Annotated in this window: 26 protein-coding genes and 1 riboswitch; of the genes, 21 read left to right on the plus strand and 5 right to left on the minus strand. The window is 42.4% G+C overall.

The features are described from left to right. Window positions 1-27: 27 nt before the first annotated feature. Together C6Y03_RS04355 and C6Y03_RS04360 are read right to left on the minus strand one after the other, a co-directional pair. Window positions 28-1011: a Gfo/Idh/MocA family protein gene (locus C6Y03_RS04355; RefSeq protein WP_106030695.1), complete on the minus strand. Its 984-nt coding sequence runs from the start codon at window positions 1009-1011 to the stop codon at window positions 28-30. A gap of 144 nt (window positions 1012-1155) precedes the next feature. Next, the gene (locus C6Y03_RS04360) at window positions 1156-1515 is read right to left on the minus strand and encodes a MerR family transcriptional regulator (RefSeq protein WP_060597621.1); all 360 of its coding nucleotides are present in this window, start codon (window positions 1513-1515) and stop codon (window positions 1156-1158) included. Window positions 1516-1825: 310 nt separating this feature from the next. Between C6Y03_RS04360 and yidA the strand changes: the two genes are divergently transcribed. Further along, a complete protein-coding gene (gene yidA / locus C6Y03_RS04365) occupies window positions 1826-2638 on the plus strand; it encodes a sugar-phosphatase (RefSeq protein WP_106030694.1) in 813 nt (270 codons plus the stop codon). Between the two features lie 36 nt (window positions 2639-2674). Here yidA and C6Y03_RS04370 read toward each other — a convergent pair whose 3' ends face one another. Next, a complete protein-coding gene (locus C6Y03_RS04370; protein ID WP_106030693.1) occupies window positions 2675-3682 on the minus strand; it encodes a helix-turn-helix transcriptional regulator in 1008 nt (335 codons plus the stop codon). A 128-nt stretch (window positions 3683-3810) separates the two neighbouring features. Here C6Y03_RS04370 and C6Y03_RS19295 point away from each other — a divergent pair, with 128 nt between their 5' ends. The 3 genes from C6Y03_RS19295 to C6Y03_RS04380 are packed head-to-tail and all read left to right on the plus strand — an operon-like array spanning window position 3811 to window position 5613. Beyond that, the gene (locus tag C6Y03_RS19295) at window positions 3811-4113 is read left to right on the plus strand and encodes a hypothetical protein (protein ID WP_223260726.1); all 303 of its coding nucleotides are present in this window, start codon (window positions 3811-3813) and stop codon (window positions 4111-4113) included. Beyond that, on the plus strand, window positions 4058-4519 hold the full coding sequence (locus C6Y03_RS04375) for a class I SAM-dependent methyltransferase (protein WP_262982394.1): 462 nt from the start codon (window positions 4058-4060) through the stop codon (window positions 4517-4519). Before C6Y03_RS19295 ends, C6Y03_RS04375 begins: the two co-directional genes overlap by 56 nt. Further along, on the plus strand, window positions 4516-5613 hold the full coding sequence (locus C6Y03_RS04380; RefSeq protein ID WP_106030692.1) for a saccharopine dehydrogenase family protein: 1098 nt from the start codon (window positions 4516-4518) through the stop codon (window positions 5611-5613). Before C6Y03_RS04375 ends, C6Y03_RS04380 begins: the two co-directional genes overlap by 4 nt. A gap of 27 nt (window positions 5614-5640) precedes the next feature. On the opposite strand, the gene C6Y03_RS04385 is transcribed toward C6Y03_RS04380, so the two are convergent. Continuing rightward, complete coding sequence (locus C6Y03_RS04385; protein ID WP_106038902.1) at window positions 5641-7464, minus strand: acyltransferase family protein; 1824 nt, start codon at window positions 7462-7464, stop codon at window positions 5641-5643. A 241-nt stretch (window positions 7465-7705) separates the two neighbouring features. Here C6Y03_RS04385 and C6Y03_RS04390 point away from each other — a divergent pair, with 241 nt between their 5' ends. The 11 genes from C6Y03_RS04390 to C6Y03_RS04445 all read left to right on the plus strand — a co-directional run bounded on the left by C6Y03_RS04390 (window position 7706) and on the right by C6Y03_RS04445 (window position 18022). Next, a complete protein-coding gene (locus C6Y03_RS04390; protein ID WP_060597616.1) occupies window positions 7706-8581 on the plus strand; it encodes an aldose 1-epimerase family protein in 876 nt (291 codons plus the stop codon). Window positions 8582-8641: 60 nt separating this feature from the next. Further along, window positions 8642-9586 (plus strand): DNA-binding transcriptional repressor DeoR, encoded by a 945-nt coding sequence (gene deoR / locus C6Y03_RS04395; RefSeq protein WP_034660503.1) that lies wholly within the window; start codon window positions 8642-8644, stop codon window positions 9584-9586. A gap of 83 nt (window positions 9587-9669) precedes the next feature. After that, window positions 9670-10341 carry a deoxyribose-phosphate aldolase gene (gene deoC / locus C6Y03_RS04400; protein ID WP_060597615.1) on the plus strand — a complete coding sequence of 224 codons (672 nt, stop codon included), beginning with the start codon at window positions 9670-9672 and terminating at the stop codon, window positions 10339-10341. A gap of 166 nt (window positions 10342-10507) precedes the next feature. After that, complete coding sequence (locus tag C6Y03_RS04405; protein WP_060597614.1) at window positions 10508-11689, plus strand: NupC/NupG family nucleoside CNT transporter; 1182 nt, start codon at window positions 10508-10510, stop codon at window positions 11687-11689. Between the two features lie 25 nt (window positions 11690-11714). Next, a complete protein-coding gene (locus C6Y03_RS04410; RefSeq protein WP_106038903.1) occupies window positions 11715-13016 on the plus strand; it encodes a pyrimidine-nucleoside phosphorylase in 1302 nt (433 codons plus the stop codon). Window positions 13017-13195: 179 nt separating this feature from the next. After that, window positions 13196-13639 carry a MarR family transcriptional regulator gene (locus tag C6Y03_RS04415; protein ID WP_081311465.1) on the plus strand — a complete coding sequence of 148 codons (444 nt, stop codon included), beginning with the start codon at window positions 13196-13198 and terminating at the stop codon, window positions 13637-13639. A 14-nt stretch (window positions 13640-13653) separates the two neighbouring features. Next, a complete protein-coding gene (locus C6Y03_RS04420) occupies window positions 13654-14292 on the plus strand; it encodes a nitroreductase family protein (protein WP_106038904.1) in 639 nt (212 codons plus the stop codon). 25 nt (window positions 14293-14317) lie between these two features. Then, entirely contained in the window at window positions 14318-14611 is a 294-nt protein-coding gene (locus C6Y03_RS04425) for a putative quinol monooxygenase (RefSeq protein WP_060597613.1), read from the plus strand. 189 nt (window positions 14612-14800) lie between these two features. Further along, the gene (locus C6Y03_RS04430) at window positions 14801-17182 is read left to right on the plus strand and encodes an immune inhibitor A domain-containing protein (RefSeq protein WP_106038905.1); all 2382 of its coding nucleotides are present in this window, start codon (window positions 14801-14803) and stop codon (window positions 17180-17182) included. A 208-nt stretch (window positions 17183-17390) separates the two neighbouring features. Beyond that, window positions 17391-17645, plus strand: a complete 255-nt coding sequence (locus C6Y03_RS04440) for an ORF6C domain-containing protein (protein ID WP_012011773.1) — start codon at window positions 17391-17393, stop codon at window positions 17643-17645. Window positions 17646-17650: 5 nt separating this feature from the next. Further along, entirely contained in the window at window positions 17651-18022 is a 372-nt protein-coding gene (locus tag C6Y03_RS04445; RefSeq protein ID WP_106038906.1) for a DUF1304 domain-containing protein, read from the plus strand. 33 nt (window positions 18023-18055) lie between these two features. On the opposite strand, the gene C6Y03_RS19115 is transcribed toward C6Y03_RS04445, so the two are convergent. Continuing rightward, on the minus strand, window positions 18056-18220 hold the full coding sequence (locus tag C6Y03_RS19115) for a hypothetical protein (RefSeq protein WP_003214630.1): 165 nt from the start codon (window positions 18218-18220) through the stop codon (window positions 18056-18058). Window positions 18221-18474: 254 nt separating this feature from the next. Between C6Y03_RS19115 and C6Y03_RS04450 the strand changes: the two genes are divergently transcribed. The 6 genes from C6Y03_RS04450 to C6Y03_RS04475 all read left to right on the plus strand — a co-directional run bounded on the left by C6Y03_RS04450 (window position 18475) and on the right by C6Y03_RS04475 (window position 24227). Continuing rightward, window positions 18475-19131 (plus strand): type 1 glutamine amidotransferase domain-containing protein, encoded by a 657-nt coding sequence (locus C6Y03_RS04450; RefSeq protein WP_106038907.1) that lies wholly within the window; start codon window positions 18475-18477, stop codon window positions 19129-19131. 141 nt (window positions 19132-19272) lie between these two features. Continuing rightward, the gene (locus C6Y03_RS04455) at window positions 19273-20400 is read left to right on the plus strand and encodes a hypothetical protein (RefSeq protein ID WP_066031531.1); all 1128 of its coding nucleotides are present in this window, start codon (window positions 19273-19275) and stop codon (window positions 20398-20400) included. Between the two features lie 56 nt (window positions 20401-20456). Continuing rightward, a riboswitch (TPP riboswitch) is annotated at window positions 20457-20560 on the plus strand. A gap of 87 nt (window positions 20561-20647) precedes the next feature. Next, window positions 20648-21334 (plus strand): thiaminase II, encoded by a 687-nt coding sequence (gene tenA, locus C6Y03_RS04460; RefSeq protein WP_106038908.1) that lies wholly within the window; start codon window positions 20648-20650, stop codon window positions 21332-21334. Continuing rightward, window positions 21331-21930, plus strand: a complete 600-nt coding sequence (locus C6Y03_RS04465; RefSeq protein ID WP_034660488.1) for an ECF transporter S component — start codon at window positions 21331-21333, stop codon at window positions 21928-21930. The genes tenA and C6Y03_RS04465 overlap by 4 nt, the downstream gene beginning before the upstream one ends. Beyond that, on the plus strand, window positions 21905-23503 hold the full coding sequence (locus tag C6Y03_RS04470; RefSeq protein WP_060597608.1) for an ABC transporter ATP-binding protein: 1599 nt from the start codon (window positions 21905-21907) through the stop codon (window positions 23501-23503). Before C6Y03_RS04465 ends, C6Y03_RS04470 begins: the two co-directional genes overlap by 26 nt. Further along, on the plus strand, window positions 23493-24227 hold the full coding sequence (locus C6Y03_RS04475; protein ID WP_060597607.1) for an energy-coupling factor transporter transmembrane component T family protein: 735 nt from the start codon (window positions 23493-23495) through the stop codon (window positions 24225-24227). Before C6Y03_RS04470 ends, C6Y03_RS04475 begins: the two co-directional genes overlap by 11 nt. Window positions 24228-24475: the final 248 nt, after the last annotated feature.

Consider the following 24475-nt stretch of genomic DNA (forward strand, 5'->3'; position numbering starts at 1 on the left):
CTCTCGCATAGAAGGCGGTTTTTTTGATTAAAATTGATCTGCTGGGAAAACAATACCTGCATCTTTTCTTGCAGCTTCAAGGACTTTCATTACGGAGAGACTTTCATCAAGCCATGCATAGCACTGTTCATAATTTTTTGTTTCAATGATGTGCTGAAAAGCTTCTGTTTCATAAAACAGGCGGTTTGAATTTGTTTGTGCATTGAGTGAGGTCACCTGATCATTCACATGAAGTAACACTTCCTCGCAGCCATTCACCCCATTTTTCACATGAATGAAGCCTTTTTCTCCTTGAATCAATGCAAAATTCATGCTGCTTGTATCCTTACTGCCGACACTTGTCGCAATGAAATCATTGTAGGTGAAAGTCAAAACACCAGATGTATCGATGCCATTTGGGTGACGGTTTGCCTGGTAGCGGACCTGTTCTGGTGATCCGAAGAGGTTCATGATGAAATGGACATTATAGATATTAATATCCATCAACGCTCCTCCGGAGAATTCAGGGTTAAAGACATTTGGCGTTTCGCCGGCTAGCAGCTGATTATATTTGCTTGAATATTGACTATAGTTGCATTGAACCAGTTTGATTTTACCTAATTGATGAAGGTGCTTTTTAATCAAATGATAGTTTGGCATATGAACGGTCGTAATGGCTTCAAATAAGAGAAGCTGCTTTTCCTTTGCGAGTGCGATTAAGGCTTCCAGCTCTTTGACATTAGAGGTGAAAGGCTTTTCGCAAATCACATGTTTTCCGTGTTCCAATGCAGCTGCGGCATGCTCGCTATGTAAACGATTCGGTGATGCAATATAAACGGCTTCAATGTTCGGATCTTCTAGCATAGCCGTTAAGTCCGTATAAGTTGTTTTCACACCAAATTGGTCTGCGAGCTTCTTTGCCGTTGCTTCCTTTCTTGAATAGACGGCATGACAAGAAGCGCCTTCAAGCTGTTCAATCGCTTGCAAGAAGCTTTCCACAATCACACCTGTTCCAATGGTTGCAATGTTCATTCTACTCAAAACCCCTTCCACTCGTTTGATATCAAGTAAAGCTGTCTCTAGTATAACTGATATTTGAATTGCACGTGCACTTGAGGCCTGGGCGGAGAGGGGCGCCAGTGGCAAACACCGGCACATCTTTGGCAGCCCTTACAATTAGCTGATGTTCGCTAATGTTTGTTTTGTTAACAATTGAATGGCAGCCTTCCTCTTTTTTAACTCTTGAATGGAGTGTTGAATATCCTCAACTTTTTGTTCGAGCAGCTGTTCAGCTTCTGTTTTTGATTGTTTTTCAAATAGTGATTTGATAATTTCGCGAATTTCTTTGAGTGAGAAATCTAGCTTTCTTGCTTCTGTGATAAAGGAAAGCATGAGTACATATTTTTTATCATATAAACGATAGCCGTTATGTGCTCTCTTTGGTTCGGGGAGCACACCCTCATTTTCGTAAAAACGAATGGTTTCAATATGCACACCAGACAGTTTTGACAATTTACCTCTAGTAAACGTAATCATTCCCTGCACCTCCTTTCTTTGCTATCCATCATACAATTAGATTTGCTAGTTTCAAAATGTTCAGTCGTGAACATTTGTTTTCATTTTCTCATTGGAAAAGGGCACAAACTCTGTTTAAAGCAGGATGAATAGAATACGATATAATAGAGTAGGCAGATGACAATTTTGTTACAGGTGAGAACAAGTAGACAGCGTGATGAAAAAACGATAGGCTAAAATAGGTAAATAGTAATGATATAACCTGTCATCATATAGATGATGGCTCAAAATAGTGACAGCACGTTTTTTGCTGAGAAAAGGGGACCAGTGAATGTATAAATTAGTTGCAATTGATATGGATGGTACGTTATTAAATGATCAACATATGGTGCCAGCTGAGGTGTTTGAGGCCATTCAACAGGCGAAGGCAGAGGGAGTTAAGATTGTATTATGTACAGGACGACCTATTGGTGGAGTGAATCGCTATCTAGATGATCTTCAGCTCAATCAAGAAGGAGACTATGTGATTGCCTACAATGGGGCGCTTGTCCAAAACAGCCATACAAATGGAGTGGTGTCAGAACTGACATTATCCTATGATGATTTGACTTCTTTATATGAGCTGAGCCGTGAGCTCGATACACCGATGCATTATTTCGATTCCGCTCATTTGTACACACCGAATCGTGATATTAGTGAATACACAGTACTTGAATCTTATTTAACAAAGCTGCCGCTTAAATATTTACCTGTTGAAGAGGCAGATCCTTCAATGAGACTTCCGAAGATGATGTATATTGATCAGCCAGAACGGTTGGAAAAGACGATACAAGCCATTCCATCTGAAGTAAAAGACAAGTACATGATGGTGAAAAGCACAGATTTCTTCCTTGAAATCCTGCATCCTGAAGTCAGCAAAGGAAACGCCGTGAAGCTTCTAGCGAAAGAGCTGGGAATTGCTCGTGAAGAGGTCATGGCCATTGGTGACAATGGGAACGACGTATCGATGCTGGAATTTGCGGGCTGCGGCGTTGCCATGGGAAATGCCATTGATGATGTCAAAGCAGTAGCGGATGTTGTGACAAAATCCAATAATGAAGCAGGAGTAGCACATGTCCTGCATGAGTTAGTTTTAGGAAAATAAACAAAAAAGCGGTCTACCAGTGATGTAGCCGCTTTTTTATATGTGAGAGAAAAAGTAAACAAGCATCCGTCTGCTGCTCAAATTTGTCTTTTGCAGCATCGCCTTCACATGATCATGGACGGTATGGGTTGAAATAAATAAAGTACTGGCGATTTCCTTTGTAGACTGTCCCTTTAATAAGCAGTCGAGGACGTTCATCTCTCTTTCTGTCAGCCGGTACGTTTTTGCCGCATAAGGAAGAATATCATTTGTTTGGGCTCTCTTGATGTGAATCATGACAGCCTCTTCCTGCCCGGCTGCCTGCGCTAATCGAAATGCTTGAAGAGAGAGAAACAGCCCCGTAGGCATTCTCGTCATGCTTGCCGCTGTTTGGTCGATACCTCCGTATAAAAGTTTAGCCCCTAATGCTCTGAACGGGCGCGGCATGGTCGCCTTGTCATGGATTTGTTCAAAGGATTGAAATGTATGAAGCCAATGAAGCCCTGTCTCATTTCCATAAAGAAGATTGTAATCGTGTGAGAGAATGAGGAAACCTTGCTGCTCCGTTGCGTCATCCTCTTCAGTATCTCTTTTCTTGAAAAGTTCATCTCTTAGCTTGGCTGCGAGTCTGGGCGTTTGTTCGATGACCGCTCGGATATCTTGTTCTTGAAAAGGTTCCTTGTCCTTTAGACGATATAGGCTGGCAATACCCCAGCATTCTCCTTGAATCACAAGGGCTGCCCGCAATTCATCAGACCATCCTTTAGGCAACAAAATGTCTCTGTAGCGATCACTGTTGAGATATTCCCCGCTTTGGACTAAGCTCGCAGCATGAATAGGGCCTTTGGCTAGAGACTCATGTTGATGCACGTCCTTTTTTAAGAACTCATTTTGAAACAGCTGATCATGAATTTCTTCAATCGGTTCATCTGTGAAGGAACCTGTCGAGAGGAGAGTGGCTGGATCAATGGTCGTGATACAGGCGGCATCAAAATCAAGGACGGCAGCAAGCTCGTCCCGAATGTGTTGTCTCAGCTGCTGAAAATGAGTGGCTGGATTGGTCACATGATCTCCTCCTCAAAAATCCCCACTTTTAGGGATCGTGTTTTTTGATGTCTCTTTTTACAATAAGATGTCATACCGTTAGTGTACAGGAAACGATGTAAAGCGGAAAGGAACTGGAGGAGAAGGACATGAAAGGAAACCAGCATTGGCACGATCCCGTAGCTGAATCATACGCAGCCACGATTGCTCATAAAGTACCCGGCTATCAGCTATTGCATGAGTTGACAATAGACGTATTAGAAACTGAAGTAAAGGGAGCGGCTTCTCGCATTTTGACTGTTGGAGCGGGCGGGGGCGAAGAGATCATCAACATGCTTCAAAGAAAAGAAAGACTGGCTCATCACAGGAATCGATCCGTCACCTTCTATGCTGGATATGGCGAAACAGCGAGTTGGACAGCTTCAGATGGAGGCGCGTGTTACATGGCATGAGACCGTATTAGATAAGGTTTCTGCTGAACCTGTTTACGATGCAGCGATGAGTTTGCTTGTGATTCATTTTATAGAAAAGCGCCAGCCCTTTTTAGAGGAGATTGCCCGCAGGCTTCAACCAGATGCACCGCTTGTGTTGGCTTTTATACAGGGAGAGATGAAGTCCCATACATTTCAACAGGAGCTTTTCATGCTTTCTCTTTTCATGCAGCGGCAGGGTCTAGAAAAAGAAGTGTTTACATCCTTTAAAAACAGGCTGGGACACGCGACACACCCTGTTCCTGAGGAAGAGATAAGAGAGCATTTAATCAAAGCGGGATTTGAAGACATCAGACCTTATTTTCAGGCAGGAATGATCAAAGGGCTTGTTTGCAAGCGAGGTCGAAGAGAGGCGGATGAGAAATGAGATCACAGGTGATGGTGATTGGCGGCTATGGACATGTTGGACAGCAAATATGTCTACAGTTAAGCGAAGTGTATCCCGGGCAAATTGTTGCGGCAGGCAGAAGCTATGAGAAGGCAGAGAAATTTTCACGCCAGTCAAAAGGGAAAGTTCGTCCTTATCAACTAGATGTCAGTGAGCCGCTATATTCGGACTGGATGGATAAAACAAAGCTGGTGATCATGTGTCTTGATCAAGAAGATCCGTCATTTGCTGAAACATGTTTGCGGTCAGGCATTGATTATATTGATATCTCCGCGAAAGGGGCGTACATAGAGCAGGTGGCAAAGCTGGATCAGCGGCACATCGGTGCAACGGCTTTGCTCAGTGTCGGGCTTGCGCCTGGCCTTACGAATTTATTGGCAGCGAAAGCAGCATCTATGCTCTCATCAGTGAATCAAATAGATATAGGGATTATGCTTGGGTTGGGTGATCAGCATGGAAAAGCCGCTATTGAATGGACGCTTGATCATGTCCATACTGACTATGTGCTTACTAAGCATCATCAGCGTAAAAGAGTCAAAAGCTTTACTGGAGGTAAACGGATAGACTTTGGTGGAAGTCTTGGAAAGCGGCATGCCTATCAGTTCCCCTTCTCTGATCAGCAGACATTGCCTTCGACGCTCCGCGTGCCTTCTGTGACGACAAGGCTCTGTTTTGATTCCCGCGCGGCAACGCGTGCATTTGCCTTCACAAGGAGTCTCGGAATGACGTCCCTTCTCACTGTGCCGAAAATCAAGAAACGAGCCATTTCCATGATTCAATCTGCTCAAATGGGAACAGATCAATATGCAGTGAAAGTGGAGGCTACAGGAATGGATGGGAACAAGATTCATCAAGCAGCGCTTGGAATAAAAGGGCGCGACGAGTCTCAAGCAACAGCTCAAGTCGCCTCTGCTGCGGCATTGCATTTATTGAGCAGGCGGTTTCAGACAGGTGTTTTTCATATCGAAGAAGTATTTTCTCTAGCGTATGAGAACGGTGATTTTGCTTTGGTGGATCAAACAACGAAGGAAAAGCGGGTGTTAGCGGTTAGAGCCATCCTTTTGACGGAATAAAAGAAGACTAGCAGGATGCTAGTCTTTTTATGATGAAGATGACACATCTCCTTTTTTCTTGATGCTCGCTGTAATGAGCTGTGTCAATGTGTCAGAGCCTTTTGTTGAAAGGTGAACACCATCAGGCTGAAAATAAGAGGGCTGTCCGGTAGCAGCTGAATGCCAATCGACAAGGGTCACATTGGAATGTTGATCGGCCACTCGCTGAATGACTGCATTCACATCATTTTCCCAAGACCTTGGGACTCTCGTGTTCACAAGGAAAATGTGCGCCTTTGAAAATTGTTGAATGAATGCTGTCAATGTGCCCTCAGTAAAATAGCCATTCGTGCCAAGCTCAATAATAACAGCGGCATCAGATTGATTAAATGAAGCATATTGAGGAGCGATGCTGACGGCTTCGTTCATTTGTCTGCCAACCTTTGCATCGATGGTGATTTGTGCATATGCTTTTTCAAGATTCGGCGCAATGTCCAGCATGACGGAATCACCAATAGCAAGAATTTGGTGAAACTGCTTCTGATCTGCTGCTTTCTTCTCGTGTTTTTCTTTCTTTTTCTTAGCTTTTAGTTCCGCAGAGTCTCCTGCTTTTTTCGGTGCCGTCTTAATTTGTGTCACTTCCTTGGCATGTGGGGACGTATGGGACGAACTGGACATGCCAATGGTAAATAAGATCAAAAGAGCTGCTGCGATTCCAAGGAACACTTTATGAGACGTAGACCATTGTTTGAATCCCTTTTTCCAAATAGACCAAGAGGCAAAATATTGTCTGAAGCCAAGCCGGCGAATCGGCTGTTCGATGAAGCGGTAAGAGGCCTCTGCAATGAGTAAAATGGCCATGATCTGCAATGCGACACGCCCCATAGAAGGCTGTCCAATTTCAATGACAGGGGTGGTCAGCACGATGATGGGATAATGCCATAGATAAATACCATAAGAACGCTTTCCGAGCCAGACGAGCGGCTGATAGGAGAGCCATTTTCCCAAAAGACTTGCAGGGTGGCAGATGCACGCAATTAAAATCGCTGCATTTAGACAGAATAAAAGCATGCCGCCCTGATAGAGAAAGCCGTCAAATTCGTCCACTGCATAAACACACAAAAGAAAAACCGCAAACGAACCAAAACCAGCGATATGTAAAATACGTCTGCCAACAGGAAGTAACTTTTTGCTGGACAGTCTTTGCATGGGCCATACAAATGCCAGGCTGCACCCAATCAGGAGCGCAAATGCACGAGTATCTGTTCCGTAATAAACTCTGCTTGGATCGGTATCTGGTGAATAAAGAATCGCCATCCATAAGGCGGAAACAAGTGCAAGGCCAAAGGTGATCATTGGCAAATGGGATCTATTTTTCACCCATTTTAGTCCTGCAATCAATAGAACCGGCCAAATGATATAAAATTGCTCTTCTATCGCCAAAGACCACAAATTTTTCAGTGGAGATACAGCGTTGAAGCTATCAAAATAAGACAGCTGATGGAAGATGTACCACCAGTTACTGACATAAAAAAAGGACGATAAGGCATCGCCACGAATGGACAATAGTGCATTCGAACCCGCAATCGCACACCAGCTGACGGTTAAAAAAATTATCACGTAAGCAGCTGGAAGAAGCCTTCTGATCCGGCCCATCCAAAATGGTAAAAGCTCTTGATAGCTCAGATCCTGCTTATGTAACAAGATCGTCGTAATCAAGTACCCAGAAATCACAAAAAACAAATCAACGCCAAGAAACCCACCGCTCGCAGGTCCGATATGTAAGTGATAAGCAATGACTGCCAATACAGCAACAGCCCGTAGCCCATCTAATCCTAATATATAACGTAAACGATTTTCCTTGCTATTCATGAAAGTGAATCCCCCATTTATGTCAAAACGCTTCTTTTTTGTTGTCACTCCAAAAGAACAACGATTCTTTTATTTTATATAAGATTAGACGAATCAGCATCACATTTTGTTGGCGAATTTCTGTCTTTTTTTAAAATTTTTATATAAAGAAAGAATTGATGGCCTGGAAGGCTGCCTTATTTTTATACTCAAAACCAAAATCCCTGTCATAATAAAAGAAGAAGGAAAGGGGATGTGTGGAATGAGAACGATTGAAAATGATCAGTTATTGATTCAGGTCAATGAGAGAGGTGCTGAGGTCAGAGAGGTGCTTCACAAGGAAAGTGGACGTCACTATATGTGGTCTGGCGATCCTGCTTATTGGGGCAGGGTGTCGCCAGTCTTATTTCCAATTGTCGGACGATTAAAGAATGACCAATACAAGATAGGTGATCAAACTTATGAGCTTGCGCAGCATGGATTCTTGCGGGATGTTGATTTTGATTTATATGAAGAAACGAAACATACGGTGACCTTTCAATATGAATCAAAAGGCCGCCACATCGAGCAGTATCCTTATGAATTTACCGCCCGTATTCGATACGAGCTGTCGGAAAATGGTCTGACGATTTCCTGGGAAATTGATCATGACGGAGATGACACGATGTATTTCTCCATTGGAGGGCACCCCGCATTTCATGTCCCGCTTGTTGAAGGTGAGCGCACAGCAGATTACTACCTGACATTGACCCCTTCCACTGAGTATCTTCCTGTCCAATATGAACTAAAAAATTCACTTGTCAGGGAGAAAGAAAAAGGCATTCAACTTGAACCGATTCAGCTTCGACCAGAGCTTTTTCAGCATGATGCGATGATCTATAGCCATATCAATCGAGTGTCATTGATTTCTCAGGCAGGTCACGGGGTTGAGGTTGATCTCACTGGTTTTCCGTTTGTTGGTATTTGGTCACCTTATAATAAAGAAAAAGGCACAATGGCTCCATTTGTATGTATTGAGCCTTGGTACGGTATTGCCGATGTTGAAGGGGCGAATGGGCAGTACAAGGAAAAGTTCGGTATTCAAACTTTAGAGAAGAATGAAACCTTCCAAGCCGCCTATACGATTTTCTTCAAATGAACATTTGTGCATGATAAGATGAACATTTTGTTATGATAGAAGAAAAAAGGAGGCGTACGAATGGATCGGGAGAAACAACAACTGAGTATTGAAGCGGCAAGGCTTTATTATTTATCGGATTACAGCCAGCAGGAAATTGCCAAACAACTCGACCTGTCGAGACCAACTGTGTCTCGGCTGCTTCAATATGCGAAGGAGAAGGGGTACGTCCAGATAACGGTAATGGACCCATTTGAAGACTTAAATGAGCTATCTTCATTGCTCAAGGAAAAATATGACCTGCTCGAAGCTCATGTGGTGTTTTCGCCCAAAGATGATTATCCAACGATTACCGAATACTTGAGCCAATTTGGTGCCGAGTACTTGCAAGACACAGTGAAAGACGGTGATATCGTTGGTGTGAGCTGGGGAACCACCATGTATCAAATTGCCCAAAAGATGCAACCTAAACAGGTCAAAGGTGTGGAGGTTGTCCAGCTGAAGGGTGGGATCAGCCACTCCCATGTGAATACATATTCTGCGGAAACCATCCAGCTGTTTGCTGAGGCCTTTCAAACAGCACCGCGCTATTTGCCGCTTCCTGTCGTATTTGACAGTGCTGCCGTCAAGGAGATGGTTGAGCAGGACAGACATATTCAGCGCATCATTGAAATGGGGAAACAGGCGAATATTGCTGTGTTTACTGTTGGAACGGTAAGAGATGAAGCACTTTTGTTTAGACTTGGTTATTTCCGTGAAGAAGAAAAAGCGCTGCTCAAAGCATCCAGCGTCGGAGACATCTGTTCGCGCTTTTATGATCAGGAAGGGCGCATTTGCAGTGAAGCGATTAACAACCGCACTATTGGTGTGGAGCTTGATGATTTAAGGACAAAAGAACGCTCCATTCTTGTCGCTGGCGGACATCGCAAGGTTGCATCTATCCACGGGGCACTAAGAGGAAAATATGCGAACGTATTGATTATTGATCAGCATACAGCAAAGGCTCTTTTAAATGTCACAAAATAGATGAACAAAATTTCATAACTATGTTTACAAATGTTCATCGGTCATATATGATGAAAGTATCATAATTAAAAGGAAGTGTAAGCATGACGATAGCAAAGCTCATTGATCATACAGCACTAAAACCAGATACATCTAGAGCTGCCATTATGCAGTTACTTGAAGAAGCAAAAACTCATCAATTTGCATCCGTTTGTGTGAATCCAACTTGGGTATCTCTTGCAGCGAAGGAACTAGCAGGAACAGGCGTTGATGTATGTACAGTCATCGGTTTCCCATTAGGTGCAAACACAACAGCAGTGAAAGCATTCGAAACAAATGATGCAATTGAAAACGGTGCAACTGAAGTGGACATGGTCATCAATATCGCGGCATTGAAAGACGGCGAATATGATGCAGTTGAACAAGATATTCGTGCAGTTGTAGACGCAGCAAAAGGCAAAGCCTTAGTGAAAGTCATCATTGAAACTTGTTTATTAACAGATGAAGAAAAAGTCAAAGCTTGTGAGCTTTCAGTAAAAGCTGGCGCTGATTTTGTGAAAACATCGACTGGATTTAGTACAGGCGGTGCAACAGCTGAGGATATCGCATTAATGCGTAAAACAGTTGGACCTGACATTGGTGTGAAAGCATCAGGCGGCGTGAGAACAAAAGAGGACGTTGAAGCGATGACAGCTGCAGGCGCTACCCGCATTGGTGCGAGTGCAGGCGTTTCTATTATCAAAGGGGACCAATCAGCTCCTTCGAAAGACTATTAATTCATACGATCCTATGGTAGGATAACATTCGTGACTCATAAATGATGAAAAAGTCATATGCGGAAGGATCTCACTTCTGGGAATTTCTTCCGCACTTTGTTTGCTAAATAGGGTTTGTTCCATACAAGCGCATTAATGTAAACGAATTCATTCGAGGAGGAAAAACATGAAATACTTGATTGGTATCATCGGTTTGCTGGTGATTCTCGCCATTGCATGGCTGGCTAGTAACGGGAAAAAACGAGTAAAATTCCGTCCAGTATTTGTCATGATTGTACTGCAATTTATTTTAGGTTATATTCTGCTCAATACAGGTGTTGGAAACTTCCTAGTCGGCGGCTTTGCAAAAGGATTCCAAATGCTTCTAGGCTATGCCGGCGAAGGAATCAACTTCGTATTTGGCGGGTTAATGAATGATAATGCGTCAACTTTCTTCATCAACGTCTTACTGCCGATCGTCTTTATTTCGGCATTGATCGGTATTTTGCAGCATTGGCGTATCCTTCCGCTTATCGTACGCGGAATCGGTTATTTGCTTAGCAAAGTAAACGGTATGGGGAAACTAGAATCTTACAACGCAGTAGCGTCTGCGATTTTAGGACAATCAGAAGTGTTTATTTCTATTAAGAAGCAGCTTGGATTGTTACCTCAGCAGCGTCTTTATACATTATGTGCATCTGCGATGTCGACAGTATCGATGTCTATTGTCGGTGCGTACATGCAAATGATTAAACCAGAGTACGTGGTCACAGCACTTGTGCTGAACCTATTTGGTGGATTTATTATCGCGTCTATTATCAATCCATATGAAGTAGCTAAGGACGAAGACATGCTCGAAGTCGTTGAAGAAGAAAAGCAATCCTTCTTTGAAATGCTTGGCGAATATATTATGGATGGTTTCAAAGTAGCGATTGTTGTCGCTGCGATGTTGATTGGATTCGTTGCATTAATTGCGATGATTAATGGAATCTTTACAGCTGTCATCGGTGTTTCTTTCCAAGATGTACTTGGATATGTGTTTGCTCCATTTGCTTTCCTTATCGGTGTACCTTGGAGCGAAGCCGTACAAGCAGGAAGCATTATGGCAACGAAAATGGTATCTAACGAATTTGTGGCAATGCTTGCTCTAAATGGAGATAGTGTGCATTTCAGTGCTCGTACAGAAGCGATCATTTCTGTATTCCTTGTGTCATTTGCGAACTTCTCTTCTATCGGTATCATTGCTGGAGCAGTCAAAGGCTTAAACGAAAAACAAGGGAACGTTGTCGCACGCTTTGGATTAAAGCTGTTATTCGGTGCAACACTTGTCAGCTTCTTAACAGCAGGCGTTGTCGGTTTGATTTACTAATTTAAAAAAAGGAATGGTGAAAACAATGAGAATGGTAGATATCATTGCGAAAAAACGTGACGGAAAAGAATTATCTTCAGAGGAAATTTCTTTCTTTGTCAAAGAATATACAGACGGAACAATTCCCGACTACCAAGCAAGTGCCTTGGCTATGGCGATTTTCTTCCAAGATATGACGGATCAAGAACGTGCAGACTTAACGCTCGCTATGGCGAACTCAGGAGACACGATTGACCTGTCTGCCATTGAGGGTATTAAAGTAGACAAGCACTCAACAGGCGGTGTAGGCGATACAACAACGCTTGTACTTGCTCCTCTTGTGGCTGCACTTGATGTACCTGTTGCGAAAATGTCTGGCCGCGGCCTTGGACATACAGGCGGTACAGTGGACAAGCTTGAAGCGGTAAAAGGCTTCCACGTAGAAATTACAAAAGACGAATTCATCGAGCTCGTGAACCGTCATAAAGTAGCGGTCATTGGGCAATCAGGCAACCTGACACCAGCGGATAAAAAGCTTTATGCCCTTCGTGATGTGACAGGAACCGTTAACTCGATCCCGCTCATTGCAAGCTCTATTATGAGTAAGAAAATTGCTGCTGGCGCAGATGCGATCGTACTAGATGTGAAAACGGGCGCAGGTGCTTTCATGAAAACACCTGAAGACTCTGAGAAGCTTGCAAAAGCAATGGTTCGCATTGGAAACAACGTAGGCAGACAAACGATGGCTGTCATCTCTGATATGTCTCAGCCGTTAGGATTAGCGATTGGAAATTCCCTTGAGGTGAAAGAAGCGATTGATACACTCCGAGGCGAAGGTCCTGAAGACTTAAACGAGCTTGTGCTCACATTAGGAAGTCAAATGGTTGTTCTTGCGAAAAAAGCAGAGACACTTGATGAAGCAAGAGAAAAGCTAATTGAAGTCATGAAAAACGGCAAAGCACTTGAGAAATTCAAGGAATTCTTAGAAAATCAAGGTGGAGACGGCTCGATTGTGGATCAGCCGGAAAAACTGCCGCAAGCACCTTACCAAATTGAAGTTCCTGCAAAAGAATCAGGTGTGGTTGCTGAAATCGTCGCAGACGAAATCGGTGTTGCAGCGATGATTCTTGGAGCAGGACGTGCAACAAAAGAGGACGAGATCGACCTATCTGTCGGCATCATGCTGAACAAAAAAGTCGGCGATCGTGTTGAAAAAGGAGATTCACTCGTGACACTTCATGCAAATCGTGAAGATGTTGCGAATGTCATGGAAAAAATTTATGACAACATCCGCATCGCAGATCATGCTGATGCACCAACTCTCATTCACACTGTGATCACAGAATAAAGGAAAAAGGACAAAAGCTTCGTCGCTTTTGTCCTTTTTTTGTTCATTTCTTTTTCTATTGAGATAAAAAATTTCACTTTATGAAACAAACCTCTTGCAATCATCAAATAATGGGTGTATATTAGTTGACGAGTCAATGATTGATATATCAACTAATTGATCTGAATAGAAAAGAGGGGATGGCATTGACTGCATTTTGCTCTGAAGAAGCAGAGGTATTATACCGTTTGCAGTGCGTGAACCGTATGATGGGTGTGAAGTTCGAAGCATGCACGGGCATCAGCCAATCAAGACTAGAGTTGCTATCACTGTTATTCCAAGCAGACGAAATCAGCCAGTCAGATTTGCAGAAAAAAGTAAATATTGATAGTGCGGCTGTGACGCGTCACTTAAAACAGTTAGAAACAAAAGGAATGGTTACGCGCAGAAGAAAGCCAGAAGATAATCGAGTCACACTTGTTCGTCTGACAGAAGAAGGCAGAAAGAGAATCGAAGCTTCTAAAAAAGAAAAAGAACGATTTATCTCAGAAATGCTTGAAAACGTAAGTGACGAAGAACGAAAGCTTCTCACTGATGTGCTCATGCGAATACAACAAAACATCGAAAAGATTCAAACAACCTAAAGGAGTGTTTCAACATGGCTACAACATTAAAAACAAACGATTTTATGGAAATTATGAAAGGGCGCCGCTCTATTCGTAACTATGACCCAGCTGTGAAAATCAGCAAAGAAGAAATGGCAGAGATTTTAGAAGAAGCAACAACGGCACCATCATCAGTGAATGCACAGCCTTGGCGCTTTATGGTCATTGACAGCCCAGAAGGAAAAGAAAAGCTTGCACCACTTGCAAAATTCAACCAAACTCAAGTGTCAACATCAGCAGCTGTCATTGCAGTATTTGCAGATATGAAAAGCAATGAATACTTAGATGAAATTTATTCAAAAGCAGTAGAGCATGGCTACATGCCGCAAGAAGTGAAAGAAAGACAAATTGCTGCACTAACTGCACACTTTGAGGTTCTTCCAGAGCAAGACAATCGCGAAACAATCTTAATTGACGGTGGAATTGTGTCTATGCAGCTTATGCTTGCAGCACGTGCACACGGCTATGATACAAATCCAATTGGCGGATTTGATAAAGAAGTCATCGCTGAAACATTTGGCTGGGATAAAGAACGTTATGTACCAGTGATGCTGTTATCAATTGGGAAAGCTGCTGACGAAGGTTATGCATCTTACCGCTTACCGATTGAACGCATTACAGAGTGGAAATAATATCTTTTCAAAAGGAGACGATCATATGATTATTATTCATGCAGGGATGACCATTCATCCAGAAAAAGAAAACGTATTTCTAGAAGAAATCAATGCATTAATGAAAGCTTCACAAGCTGAAGAAGGCAATGTATCCTACAAGCTGTTCAAGGATACAGAAAAGGAAAATACCTTTTTAATGGTAGAAGTGTGGAAAGATGACGCTGCGGTTCAGAGCCATAATGCAAGTGCACATTTCCAAGCTTTCGTAGCGAAGGCAAAAGAATTCTTAGCCGCTCCACTTGACGTTGTTGCATTTCAAGGCCAGCAGCTTTCATAGTAAAACAACAAACACCCTAGGCGGTTATCGTCTAGGGTTCTTTTATTTTCGACACCTTGTTCCACCCATTTCAATCCCGTATTGTGCATTTTCCACAAAGTTTCTGAAAATAAAATGTTTTTCGACTTAAGTATATTGGAATATGCTAGAATGAGATATTATTTATTACCAAATTAGGGAGGAACTAATATGAAAAAAGGGAAATGGACGAGCATTGCACTAACAGCTGTCCTCAGTTTAGGCACATTGGCAGCTTTCAGCACCCCTCTATCTGCCCACACCACAGAGAAATCAACATCCTCAGATGGCGGTCATTATTCAGGTATTCCATTTGACGCAAGTGTCGTGAATGAAGACCGTCTCATCAAAGCCTTGAAAAAACAAGGAAAGATCAAAAAAAATGCCAATGAGGCAGAAACCCAAAAAGCATTAAAGAAATATCTAAAGAAAAAAGAAGAATCTGCCATGAAACAAAGTGCAAGCACCTTAACAGAAGAGCCTGAATTTCTGAAAGAATACAAACAAGAGGTACATAACAAATTAGCCAAAAAGAAAAAGTTAAAGAAGCATAAAGGAAAAGAAGGGAATCATGTAAAACCGGTCAAAAAGGAAAAGTATAAAGGCGATGTTCGCAATGATAAGGTATTGGTTTTATTAGTAGATTTTAAAGATTATAAGCATAATAGTATTAAAAAAGAAGAGACTGATATGTACTATGACAAGTACAATCAACAGCACTATCAAGATATGCTTTTCGGAAAAAATGGCTACATCGGTCCAGATGGTAAACGCAAAGTATCCATGAAGCAATATTATGAAAAGCAGTCCGGCGGTAGTTACACAATCAGTGGAACAGTTGCAGGATGGTATACAGCTAAGCATGAAGCAGCCTATTACGGTGGAAACGTACCAGACGAATCAGGCAGTGACGGCAAACCGCGTGAATTGGTGAAAGAAGTACTCGAAGCAGCAGCAAAAGACCCGAACATTGATCTCAGTGAATATGATCAATGGGACCGCTATGATATGGATGGAGACGGCGTTTATAACGAACCAGACGGCATCATTGACCATCTGATGGTCGTTCATGCTGGCGTAGGTGAAGAAGCTGGCGGCGGACAACTTGGCTCTAATGCGATTTGGTCGCACCGCTGGTCACTTGGTGATGTATTTGAAATTCCAAACACTGAATCTGAAGTCGGGCAAGGCGGAAAATTAGGTGCGTTAGATTACACTATCGAACCTGAAGATGGCGCGGCAGGCGTGTTCACACATGAATTTGGACATGATCTTGGTCTTCCTGATGAGTACGATACACAGTACACAGGCGGAGGCGAGCCTGTTTCATACTGGTCGATCATGTCAAGCGGAAGCTGGGCAGGTAAAGTCCCTGGAACGGAACCAACAGGCTTTAGTCCATATGCGAAAGAAATGCTTCAAAACTTGCATGGTGGTAACTGGCTTACTGGACAAACCATTGATGGTAAAACATTAAAGAAAAGCAAAACAGTGCTGATTGATGAAGCAGCAACAAAAGGAACGAATCATGATGCGGTTCGAGTGGATTTACCAGATAAAGAGATTGTGGTCACAAAACCTGCTCAAGGACAATATTCGTACTTCAGCGGAACGGGTGACAATTTGAATGCGACCATGACAACAACAGGTATCGATTTGTCGAAGGGGAGCAAAGCAAAGCTTACATTTAAAGCATGGTACGATATCGAAGAAGATTATGATTATGCGTATGTAGAAGTACGTGAAACAGGAACTGATCAGTGGAAGACCATTGCTGGTAACATCACGAATGATCGAAATGAAGCAGGTGCGAACGAAGGCAATGGAATTGACGGAAAATCGGACGGATGGGTAGATGCAGCCTTTGATCTTTCTGCTTATGCAGGGAAGAAAATCGACCTGCAATTCCGCTATACAACCGATGCAGGCTATTCACTGCCAGGGTTATTTGTAGATGATTTAAACATCACAGCAGATGGGACGAAAGTGTGGTCAGATGATGCCGAGGGCACGTCTACTTTCACCTTTAACGGATTCTCAAAATCTAATGGAAAACAATATGCACCCCAATATTATTTGTTAGAGTGGCGCTCTTATGCTGACGTTGATAAAGGCTTAAAGCATATCAAACGTGGGGCAAGCCTCATGAGCTATAATAACGGTTTGGTCGTGTGGTATGTCGATCAATCCTATAGTGATAACTGGGTAGGAAATCACCCAGGGAACGGTTTCCTTGGGGTAGTAGATGCTGATCAGCAAGTATTGAAGTGGAGTGACGGCTCCATTGCTGCCACAGGCTTCCAAGTACATGATGCAGCATTTTCTTTGAATCCAAGTACGAAGCTCAATATTGATTATACAGCGACAACGGGCTTAACGTTGGTAGATCGCTATATTCGTCCGACTCGTACATTTAGTGATAAAAAGAATTATGTGAATCCAAATAATCCAGATGCAGGGCGTGATGTACCAACATACGGTCTATCCTTTAAAGTCGTTGGACAAAGTAAGGATCGTTCTGTTGGAAAGGTATTAATTTCTAAAAGTAACTAAACAGAAAGCCGGATTCTACCATTGAATCCGGCTTTTTGATATGGTAATAAAATGTTTTTGATGAAAAGGGCGGCTTTTTGGTCGAATGTCTGTTCTTTTTTATTTTGATATCCGAATGAAATCATTATATAATAGAGACTGGAAGGTTTTTCTTTCATACATGGTTCTTTTTTAGCTGTTAAAACAAAGGAAAGGATGAGCGTTACCAATGAGTTGTGTCACTGCTAAGCAATTGAAGGTGATTAGAGGGACGATGCAGACTTTTTGCAGCCATTTGGAGTATGATGGTCACGGTAAGCTTCATATCAATACCATCATGGCTTTTATTAAAAAGGAATTCGGTGTGAGAAAAATGAAAGACATTCCACAAAGCCGGTTTACTGAAGCGCTTGAATTAATACAAGACTTTGATTTATACACGGATAAAATAGAGATTCGTGATCGTCTATCAGAAAGGAATTAACTAAATTGAATATTTTAGCAATGATATTAGTAGGAATTGTCGCATTAGAACACATTGTCATTATGTTATTAGAAATGTTTTTTATGGAATCAAAGATGGCAAAGAGATCCTTTAAGCTGCCAGAACGCTTGCAAAAGGATCCAAATGTAAAAGTGATGTTTGCCAATCAGGGGCTTTATAACGGGTTTTTAGCTGCAGGACTCATTTGGGGGCTCATTCTCGGATCGAATACTGTTGGATATATGATTCAGCTATTTTTCATTCTTTGTGTGATCATCGCTGCGGTATTTGGCGGTGTGACCTCTAATAAATCAATCATCATCAAGCAAGGAGTACCAGCGCTTCTTGCATTAATTGCGCTTATCCTGGCAATTTAACCATAAATAAAGCCGCCCTAGTGAGGGCGGCTTTTATCTTTTTCGAAGACCCATCAGACGAATAATGGATGTCAGACAAAGAGCAACGGCAACAGCCAAAATAATTTTTCCATACATGACCCCTGTTAGGTTCATCAAAAAGACGGCCAATATGATACAGAGCGTGATGATGATCATCACAATCGAATAGGTTTTCATCTCTTTTCCACTCCTTTTAAAGTCCCCTCACATCCGAGAGGTCTATCCATCTTACCTCATATGATATCACTCAATGACAATTTTACATGAAATTCCCTACCAATAGAATGTGACATATTGATTAGATTTGATGTCATGCCATATTTTTTAGAAAATCGGGTATACCATAAAGAGCTGCATTGAAGTTTAATTGCTTGATATTTAATTGTGCAAAATATAAAATAACCATATGATATATCGAAAGGATGATCAAGATGAGTAAGAAAGTGTTATTAGTATCGACAAGCAGTTCGGAAATGAACGGACATCCAACAGGCTTATGGCTAGAAGAATTGGCAGAGCCATTTCATATTTTTAAAGAAAATGAACTAGATGTCCAAATTGTCTCTATTCAAGGAGGCACTGTCCCTATTGATAAAAATTCCATTCCAGAAGGTGTTCCAGCGCAATATCAAGATGTATATGAATTACTTCAAGACACAAAGGCGCTTACAGATGTGAACCCAGCTGATTATGATGGCATCTTCTTTGCGGGAGGACACGGCCCAATGATCGACTTTGCATCTAATCAATTGGTAGCCGATGCAATCTTAGCCATTTCAGACAAAAGTGGTGCAGTCGGAGCTGTTTGTCACGGTGTTTCAGCATTCGTTGATGTGAAGGATCAAGATGGCAAATCATTTATCGAAGGCAAAAAAATCACAGGCTTCACAAACGAAGAAGAGGAAGCTGTTCAGCTGACATCAAAGGTTCCATTTTTATTGGAAACAAAACTTCGTGAGCAAGGGGCAGCGTTTGAAAAAGGAGATGCCTTTGCACCATTCGCTGTAGTTGACGGGCAAATCATTACTGGACAAAACCCAGGTTCCAGCGCAGAAACAGCACGCCTGTTTGTTAAAACCATTTCATAAAATGATCAAAAACCAGTCGTAATATATGCGGCTGGTTTTTTTGTCATAAAGATGTCCTAAAAAAGACCAAAACAATGAATAGAATAATGGTAAAATATTAACAGGGCAAAAAACCCAATTAAGGAAAAAGGGGATGTTCCTGTGAGAGCATTTTATGTGAAAATCACTGCAGCTTTATTGTCTATTTTACTCGTCACAACAGGTTTATTTTCACCAGCATTAAAAGCAGAAGAAGCACCGAAATCAGATGGGAAATTGTCACCACTGACGGAAAAAGCCATTCAGCAAGTGCAAGAGTCGTTTTTGAAGCAGGATGAAGGAACCGCTATCCAACAGAAGCAACTGAAAAAATCTTTTAAAGTAGATAAGAAAAATGGAATCAGTATCAAAAGAAAAGCCGCTAAAGACGGCAAGATGCGTACATCTGCCGTTCGCTCCATTGATGGACTAGCAATCAACCAATCGGTTGTCTTATCAGAGGACGACCCAGTTGATTTATGGTTTTTAAGCACGTCTTCACCTCAGGCACTCATCAGCCGGATTACCTCTTCAAATCCCGACTATTTCGTTCAATTATTTGTTGTTGATTATGAAACAGGACAAGCGTACCCGACAGACCTGATTCAGCCCGCAGGCAGTCTCCTTGGTTTGACCAACTTACCAGCGGGTGACTACGCATTCGGTATCACAAGCGGTGGAGATTTCGGAGACTCTTACACGTTACAAGTGAATGCAAAAAACCCGCCCAATTTCACAGGGGCTGTGTCCCTATCGTCAACCTTACAATACTTTGTAGCTGAGTATGCAAATGGGGATGTATTTGCAAATGGCGCAAAAGTATACAACAAGCAATCGAAGACAGCAGATTATGAATGGGAGCGTGTATTTTATTTCTCTTATGATGGTAAATACGAACAAAGAACCCACTCAATTTCAAGTGTAAAAGTGAAAAGCATTTCCGCTCCAGTGTCGTACTCAGCGCCTTATGCAAGCTCCTCAGAGGCCATTCTCGTCTACTTAGATGTTGAGACATTGTTTATGTACCATCAATCTTCATATGCAAGCGGTCAATATTACCACGATACCTTTGTAGATACACTTGGCAAGAAAACGCCAAGGTATTTAGATATTGATGATATGACAAATTACGGTGATCATATTTTAGCTGTTGATTTGAAAACAGGAAAGCCAATTGATTTCTTCAGTGTCCTTAATTTTTACTATGCCGCAGGGATCGAGAAGCTGCCAACGATCAAAACATTGAATTAAGAAAGGTGGTTGACATCAAATCACCACATGTGTAGAGTAAAGATAATTAAATGACAAAAGTCCACTAGGGGAGTCATGTATGACTGAGACAAGAAGAAATCTTGGACCCTTTGAACCTGATCTAGTTCGTACTAGCGGAGGGAAGTGGAGCTGGACCTTGTCTTATTCATGATTGAATCGATAAGAAGGCCGCTCCATTTGGGGTGGCTTTTTCATTTATTCAACTGAAGAAGAGGAGGCTTTTTTTATGACGTTTTCAGCGCAATTAAGAAAAGAAGCAGAACCATTATTTGAAGCCATTTATCAGCATCCGTTTGTCAAAGGCCTGGCAGCAGGAAAGCTGGAAAAGGAACAGATCATTCATTACGTCAAACAAGATGCAGAATACTTACATGCATTTATTAAAATTTATGCAGCGGCTCTAAGCAGATGTACAGACAAAGAAGATATTGCCTTTTTCCATCAGCAGATTGCGTTTGTACTAGATAGTGAGACGCACCCTCATCAAAATCTTTGCCGAGTGGCAGGTGTATCATATGATGAGCTCCAAGGTGCTTCATTGGCTCCGAGTGCTCATCACTATATTCATCACATGCTGCAAGTCGCCCAGGAAGGCACGCTTGGGGAAATCATTGCTGTCCTGCTTCCATGTCCTTGGACATATTGGGAAATTGGAAAACGAATGCTCTCAGACGTGCAGCCTGACCCGTCACATCCGTTTTATGAGTGGATCACGTTTTATGGAGGGTTAACCGACTCTATTACAGTGGAGCTTTGCAAGCGGCTCGATCAGCTGGCGGAAGGAGCAAGTGAGAAGGAAAAGGAAAAAATGAAACAGCACTTTATCTTAAGCTGTCAGCTTGAGTACAAGTTTTGGGAAATGGCGTTTACGGTGGAAGAGTGGCCAGTTCCATTGCAGGTGCATTCATCATGACATGGAAGATGAAAGAAGTCGTCCTTGCTGTCATTTTATCCGTTGCGTGCGGTGTCATCTATTTAGGATGGTCCACACTTTACTTACCAATTACAGCACTAGTTGGCCCAGCAGGAGGCAACATCATGTTTGGCATTTGGGTGATTGCCAGTCCAATCGTCGCGTATATCATCCAAAAGCCGGGAGCTGCCCTGATTGCAGAAACAGCCGCTGCCGCTGTGGAATTACTGACAGGCAGCCACTTTGGTCTTTCAGCCCTGCTGATTGGTGTATGCCAAGGGCTTGGGGCAGAAATCGCCTTTGCTCTTTTTGGTTATAAACGATATCGCATGTGGACACTGATGCTGTCAGGTGCCTTTGCAGCTGTTGGAGCAATGGCATATAGCCTCGTTGCAAATGGCTTTGGTTATTACACGCCTCAAGTTTTACTCATCACACTGATGACTCAAATCATCAGCGGGATGATACTGGGCGGATGCTTAGCGAAAGTTGTGGTCGACGCATTATCCAAAACCGGTGTACTGAATCAATATGCCATCATGAAAGAAAAACGAAACAAAGGTGAACAGCATGGATTCATTTCTCGCGTGCAATAATCTCACTGTCCGTTTTTATGAACAGCCTCAGCCTGTTTTGCATCAAATCTCTCTTTCCATTCAAAAAGGAGAAAAGGTGCTTATTTTAGGACCAAGCGGGAGCGGTAAATCCACACTCATTTCAGTTCTGGCTGGGATTATTCCAGAACATATGGAAGCTGACATGCAGGGCGAAGTGATATTGCAAAGACATACAGGCGTCATGTTTCAAGATCCTGATTCCCAGTTTTGTATGCACCGCGTCAATGAAGAAATTGCCTTTAGCTTAGAGAACCGTTCCGTCCCTCGTGAAGAGATGGATGACATCATTCAGCAGCTCATGCAAAAAGTCCAACTCGATGTCGATCCGAATACAGACATTCATACATTATCTGGCGGCATGAAGCAGCGATTGGCACTTGCTTGTTTACTAGCGTTAGAGCCAGATGTGCTGTTCTTTGATGAACCGACCGCACAGCTTGATCCAGCAGGCAGAATGGAGATATTTCAGCTTCTACAGCAGCTTGCAGGTGATCAGCGACAAACCATGATTTTTGTAGAGCATGTGCTAGATGGTGTCATCGAATGGATGGACCGGGTGATTTTATTAGACGATCAAGGCAGCATTTTAGCAGAGGGGCCTCCAAAAGATGTGTTCGCGACATATGAAGAAGAAATGAAAGAGGCAGGGATTTGGCGGCCGAAATTATTTCCCGAGAAATGGTCCACAATTATTCAAGACCCATTTCATCCAATGAGTCAAACGCTTATGCAAACCTTTGAAGCAAGAAAAGAGCAGCGTAAAAAAGTGCCGTCGACTGAGCGAGAGACCATCATTCGCACAGAAGATCTTCAATTAAGCTATGGAAAAAAAAGGATTATGAGTGACCTTCAGCTGGATATCAAAGCAGGGGATTGGGTGGCGATAATTGGGGAAAATGGAAGTGGGAAAAGCACATGTCTCAAACATTTAGTCCGTTTAGAGCCAATGAAAAAAGGCAGCATTTTCTTAAAAGAGACACCCCTCAAAAAGTGGTCTGACCGACGACTATATGAAAAAACAGGCTTTGTGTTTCAAAATCCGGAGCTTCAATTCATACAAGACACAGTCTACGATGAAATCGCATTTGGTGGAAGACAACGAAATTGGCCAGAATCCGTTGTGCAAGAAAAAACAGTTCAGCTATTGGAAGAGTTCGGTTTAGAGAAGCATGCAAAAGCGCATCCTTTCACCTTAAGCTTAGGTCAAAAAAGAAGATTGAGTGTGGCCACAATGCTCCTTTTTGATCAGGATGTACTATTGTTAGACGAACCGACTTTCGGGCAGGATGAAAGAACGGCGAAGGAATTAATGAGGCGTTTGAAAGAGCGTCAATGCCAAGGCACCACCATTTTGATGGTCACACATGATATGGACCTCGTCGATAAGTGTGCCGATCAAGTGCTTCTTTTTCACCAAGGAAAGCATGTGTATGATGGCACGCCTTATGATTTATTTTCAAATCAGGAACTTGTCGATGCTTATCAGCTGAGAGCCCCTTTGCATTATCGCTATGTGGCTGAAAGAAAGGACGTGCTGACGATTGCAAAGTAATCACTCCTTTCTTTCCAATGTGAATCCAGTCATCAAATTACTCGCTCATCTGCTTGCGATGTGTTGTCTCATGGCGATATCTGACCCTAAAACAACCTTCATCATCTGGCTGTTTGCACTTGGTATTGGACTTGTCTTAGGCGGATGGAATATGAAGTATCTTTTCACAAGACTTGTCCCTTATCTGCTCTTTTTTATTCTCGTATTTTGGATGATGGCGGCCTTTGGCAAGGGGGATCATACTGTTTGGAAGTGGGCATGGTTTCATATTACAGAGGAGAGTTTGAAAAATGGCCTTACCATTTCTTTCAGAATGCTTGGCTTTGTGACATTCGGTCTCCTTTTTACGTCCACAACAGATTTGACGGCCTTTATGATGAGCTTAATACATCAATGCCGAATGTCCCCAAAATGGGCATATGGGATGCTTGCCGGCTTCCGGTTTATCCCGTTATTTCAAAGTGAATTAAAGCAAATGAAGGCAGCACATAAAATCAGAGGCTATAAGCAAAAAAACAGCTGGAAAGCCTTTATGCGTTATGCACTTCCTCTTTTTACGCAGGGCGTACGAAAATCAGAGCGCTTAGCGATTGCGATGGAAGCACGAGGTTTCACGGGGGCGAGGGAGCGGACGTATTATCATGTCATCAGCACTTCGTGGATCGACTATATGTATCTTTTGCTCATCGGTATCAGTGTCTTGATGTGCATGTCCTTTTTTTAAAAATACCCACATTCTATTGATAGAATGTGGGCTTTTTATATGTCTTAGGTCATTTGATTGATATTAGTGCACATTACAGGCTGTAATAGACCTTATAACGAACCGATAAAGAGGATGTACTGAGAAAAAGAGAGGATGAACGTGAGCGAATGTCACAGAGAATTGATAACATAATAGACGCTTTACCAATCATTGGACTAGCTATGAGAGAGCAACTAACCTTTTCTGTTTTAGGGAAAGAGAAGGTT

This window comes from Bacillus sp. LNXM65 (assembly GCF_002998575.1).
GTDB lineage: Bacteria > Bacillota > Bacilli > Bacillales > Bacillaceae > Bacillus.

Coding starts and splice junctions, on each gene's coding strand:
- C6Y03_RS04355 (WP_106030695.1), bottom strand. CDS start 1,011: ATGAACATTGCAACCATTGGAACAGGTGTGATTGTGGAAAGCTTCTTG.
- C6Y03_RS04360 (WP_060597621.1), bottom strand. CDS start 1,515: ATGATTACGTTTACTAGAGGTAAATTGTCAAAACTGTCTGGTGTGCAT.
- yidA (WP_106030694.1), top strand. CDS start 1,826: ATGTATAAATTAGTTGCAATTGATATGGATGGTACGTTATTAAATGAT.
- C6Y03_RS19295 (WP_223260726.1), top strand. CDS start 3,811: ATGAAAGGAAACCAGCATTGGCACGATCCCGTAGCTGAATCATACGCA.
- C6Y03_RS04375 (WP_262982394.1), top strand. CDS start 4,058: ATGGCGAAACAGCGAGTTGGACAGCTTCAGATGGAGGCGCGTGTTACA.
- C6Y03_RS04380 (WP_106030692.1), top strand. CDS start 4,516: ATGAGATCACAGGTGATGGTGATTGGCGGCTATGGACATGTTGGACAG.
- C6Y03_RS04385 (WP_106038902.1), bottom strand. CDS start 7,464: ATGAATAGCAAGGAAAATCGTTTACGTTATATATTAGGATTAGATGGG.
- C6Y03_RS04390 (WP_060597616.1), top strand. CDS start 7,706: ATGAGAACGATTGAAAATGATCAGTTATTGATTCAGGTCAATGAGAGA.
- deoR (WP_034660503.1), top strand. CDS start 8,642: ATGGATCGGGAGAAACAACAACTGAGTATTGAAGCGGCAAGGCTTTAT.
- deoC (WP_060597615.1), top strand. CDS start 9,670: ATGACGATAGCAAAGCTCATTGATCATACAGCACTAAAACCAGATACA.
- C6Y03_RS04405 (WP_060597614.1), top strand. CDS start 10,508: ATGAAATACTTGATTGGTATCATCGGTTTGCTGGTGATTCTCGCCATT.
- C6Y03_RS04410 (WP_106038903.1), top strand. CDS start 11,715: ATGAGAATGGTAGATATCATTGCGAAAAAACGTGACGGAAAAGAATTA.
- C6Y03_RS04415 (WP_081311465.1), top strand. CDS start 13,196: ATGGCATTGACTGCATTTTGCTCTGAAGAAGCAGAGGTATTATACCGT.
- C6Y03_RS04420 (WP_106038904.1), top strand. CDS start 13,654: ATGGCTACAACATTAAAAACAAACGATTTTATGGAAATTATGAAAGGG.
- C6Y03_RS04425 (WP_060597613.1), top strand. CDS start 14,318: ATGATTATTATTCATGCAGGGATGACCATTCATCCAGAAAAAGAAAAC.
- C6Y03_RS04430 (WP_106038905.1), top strand. CDS start 14,801: ATGAAAAAAGGGAAATGGACGAGCATTGCACTAACAGCTGTCCTCAGT.
- C6Y03_RS04440 (WP_012011773.1), top strand. CDS start 17,391: ATGAGTTGTGTCACTGCTAAGCAATTGAAGGTGATTAGAGGGACGATG.
- C6Y03_RS19115 (WP_003214630.1), bottom strand. CDS start 18,220: ATGAAAACCTATTCGATTGTGATGATCATCATCACGCTCTGTATCATA.
- C6Y03_RS04450 (WP_106038907.1), top strand. CDS start 18,475: ATGAGTAAGAAAGTGTTATTAGTATCGACAAGCAGTTCGGAAATGAAC.
- tenA (WP_106038908.1), top strand. CDS start 20,648: ATGACGTTTTCAGCGCAATTAAGAAAAGAAGCAGAACCATTATTTGAA.
- C6Y03_RS04465 (WP_034660488.1), top strand. CDS start 21,331: ATGACATGGAAGATGAAAGAAGTCGTCCTTGCTGTCATTTTATCCGTT.
- C6Y03_RS04470 (WP_060597608.1), top strand. CDS start 21,905: ATGGATTCATTTCTCGCGTGCAATAATCTCACTGTCCGTTTTTATGAA.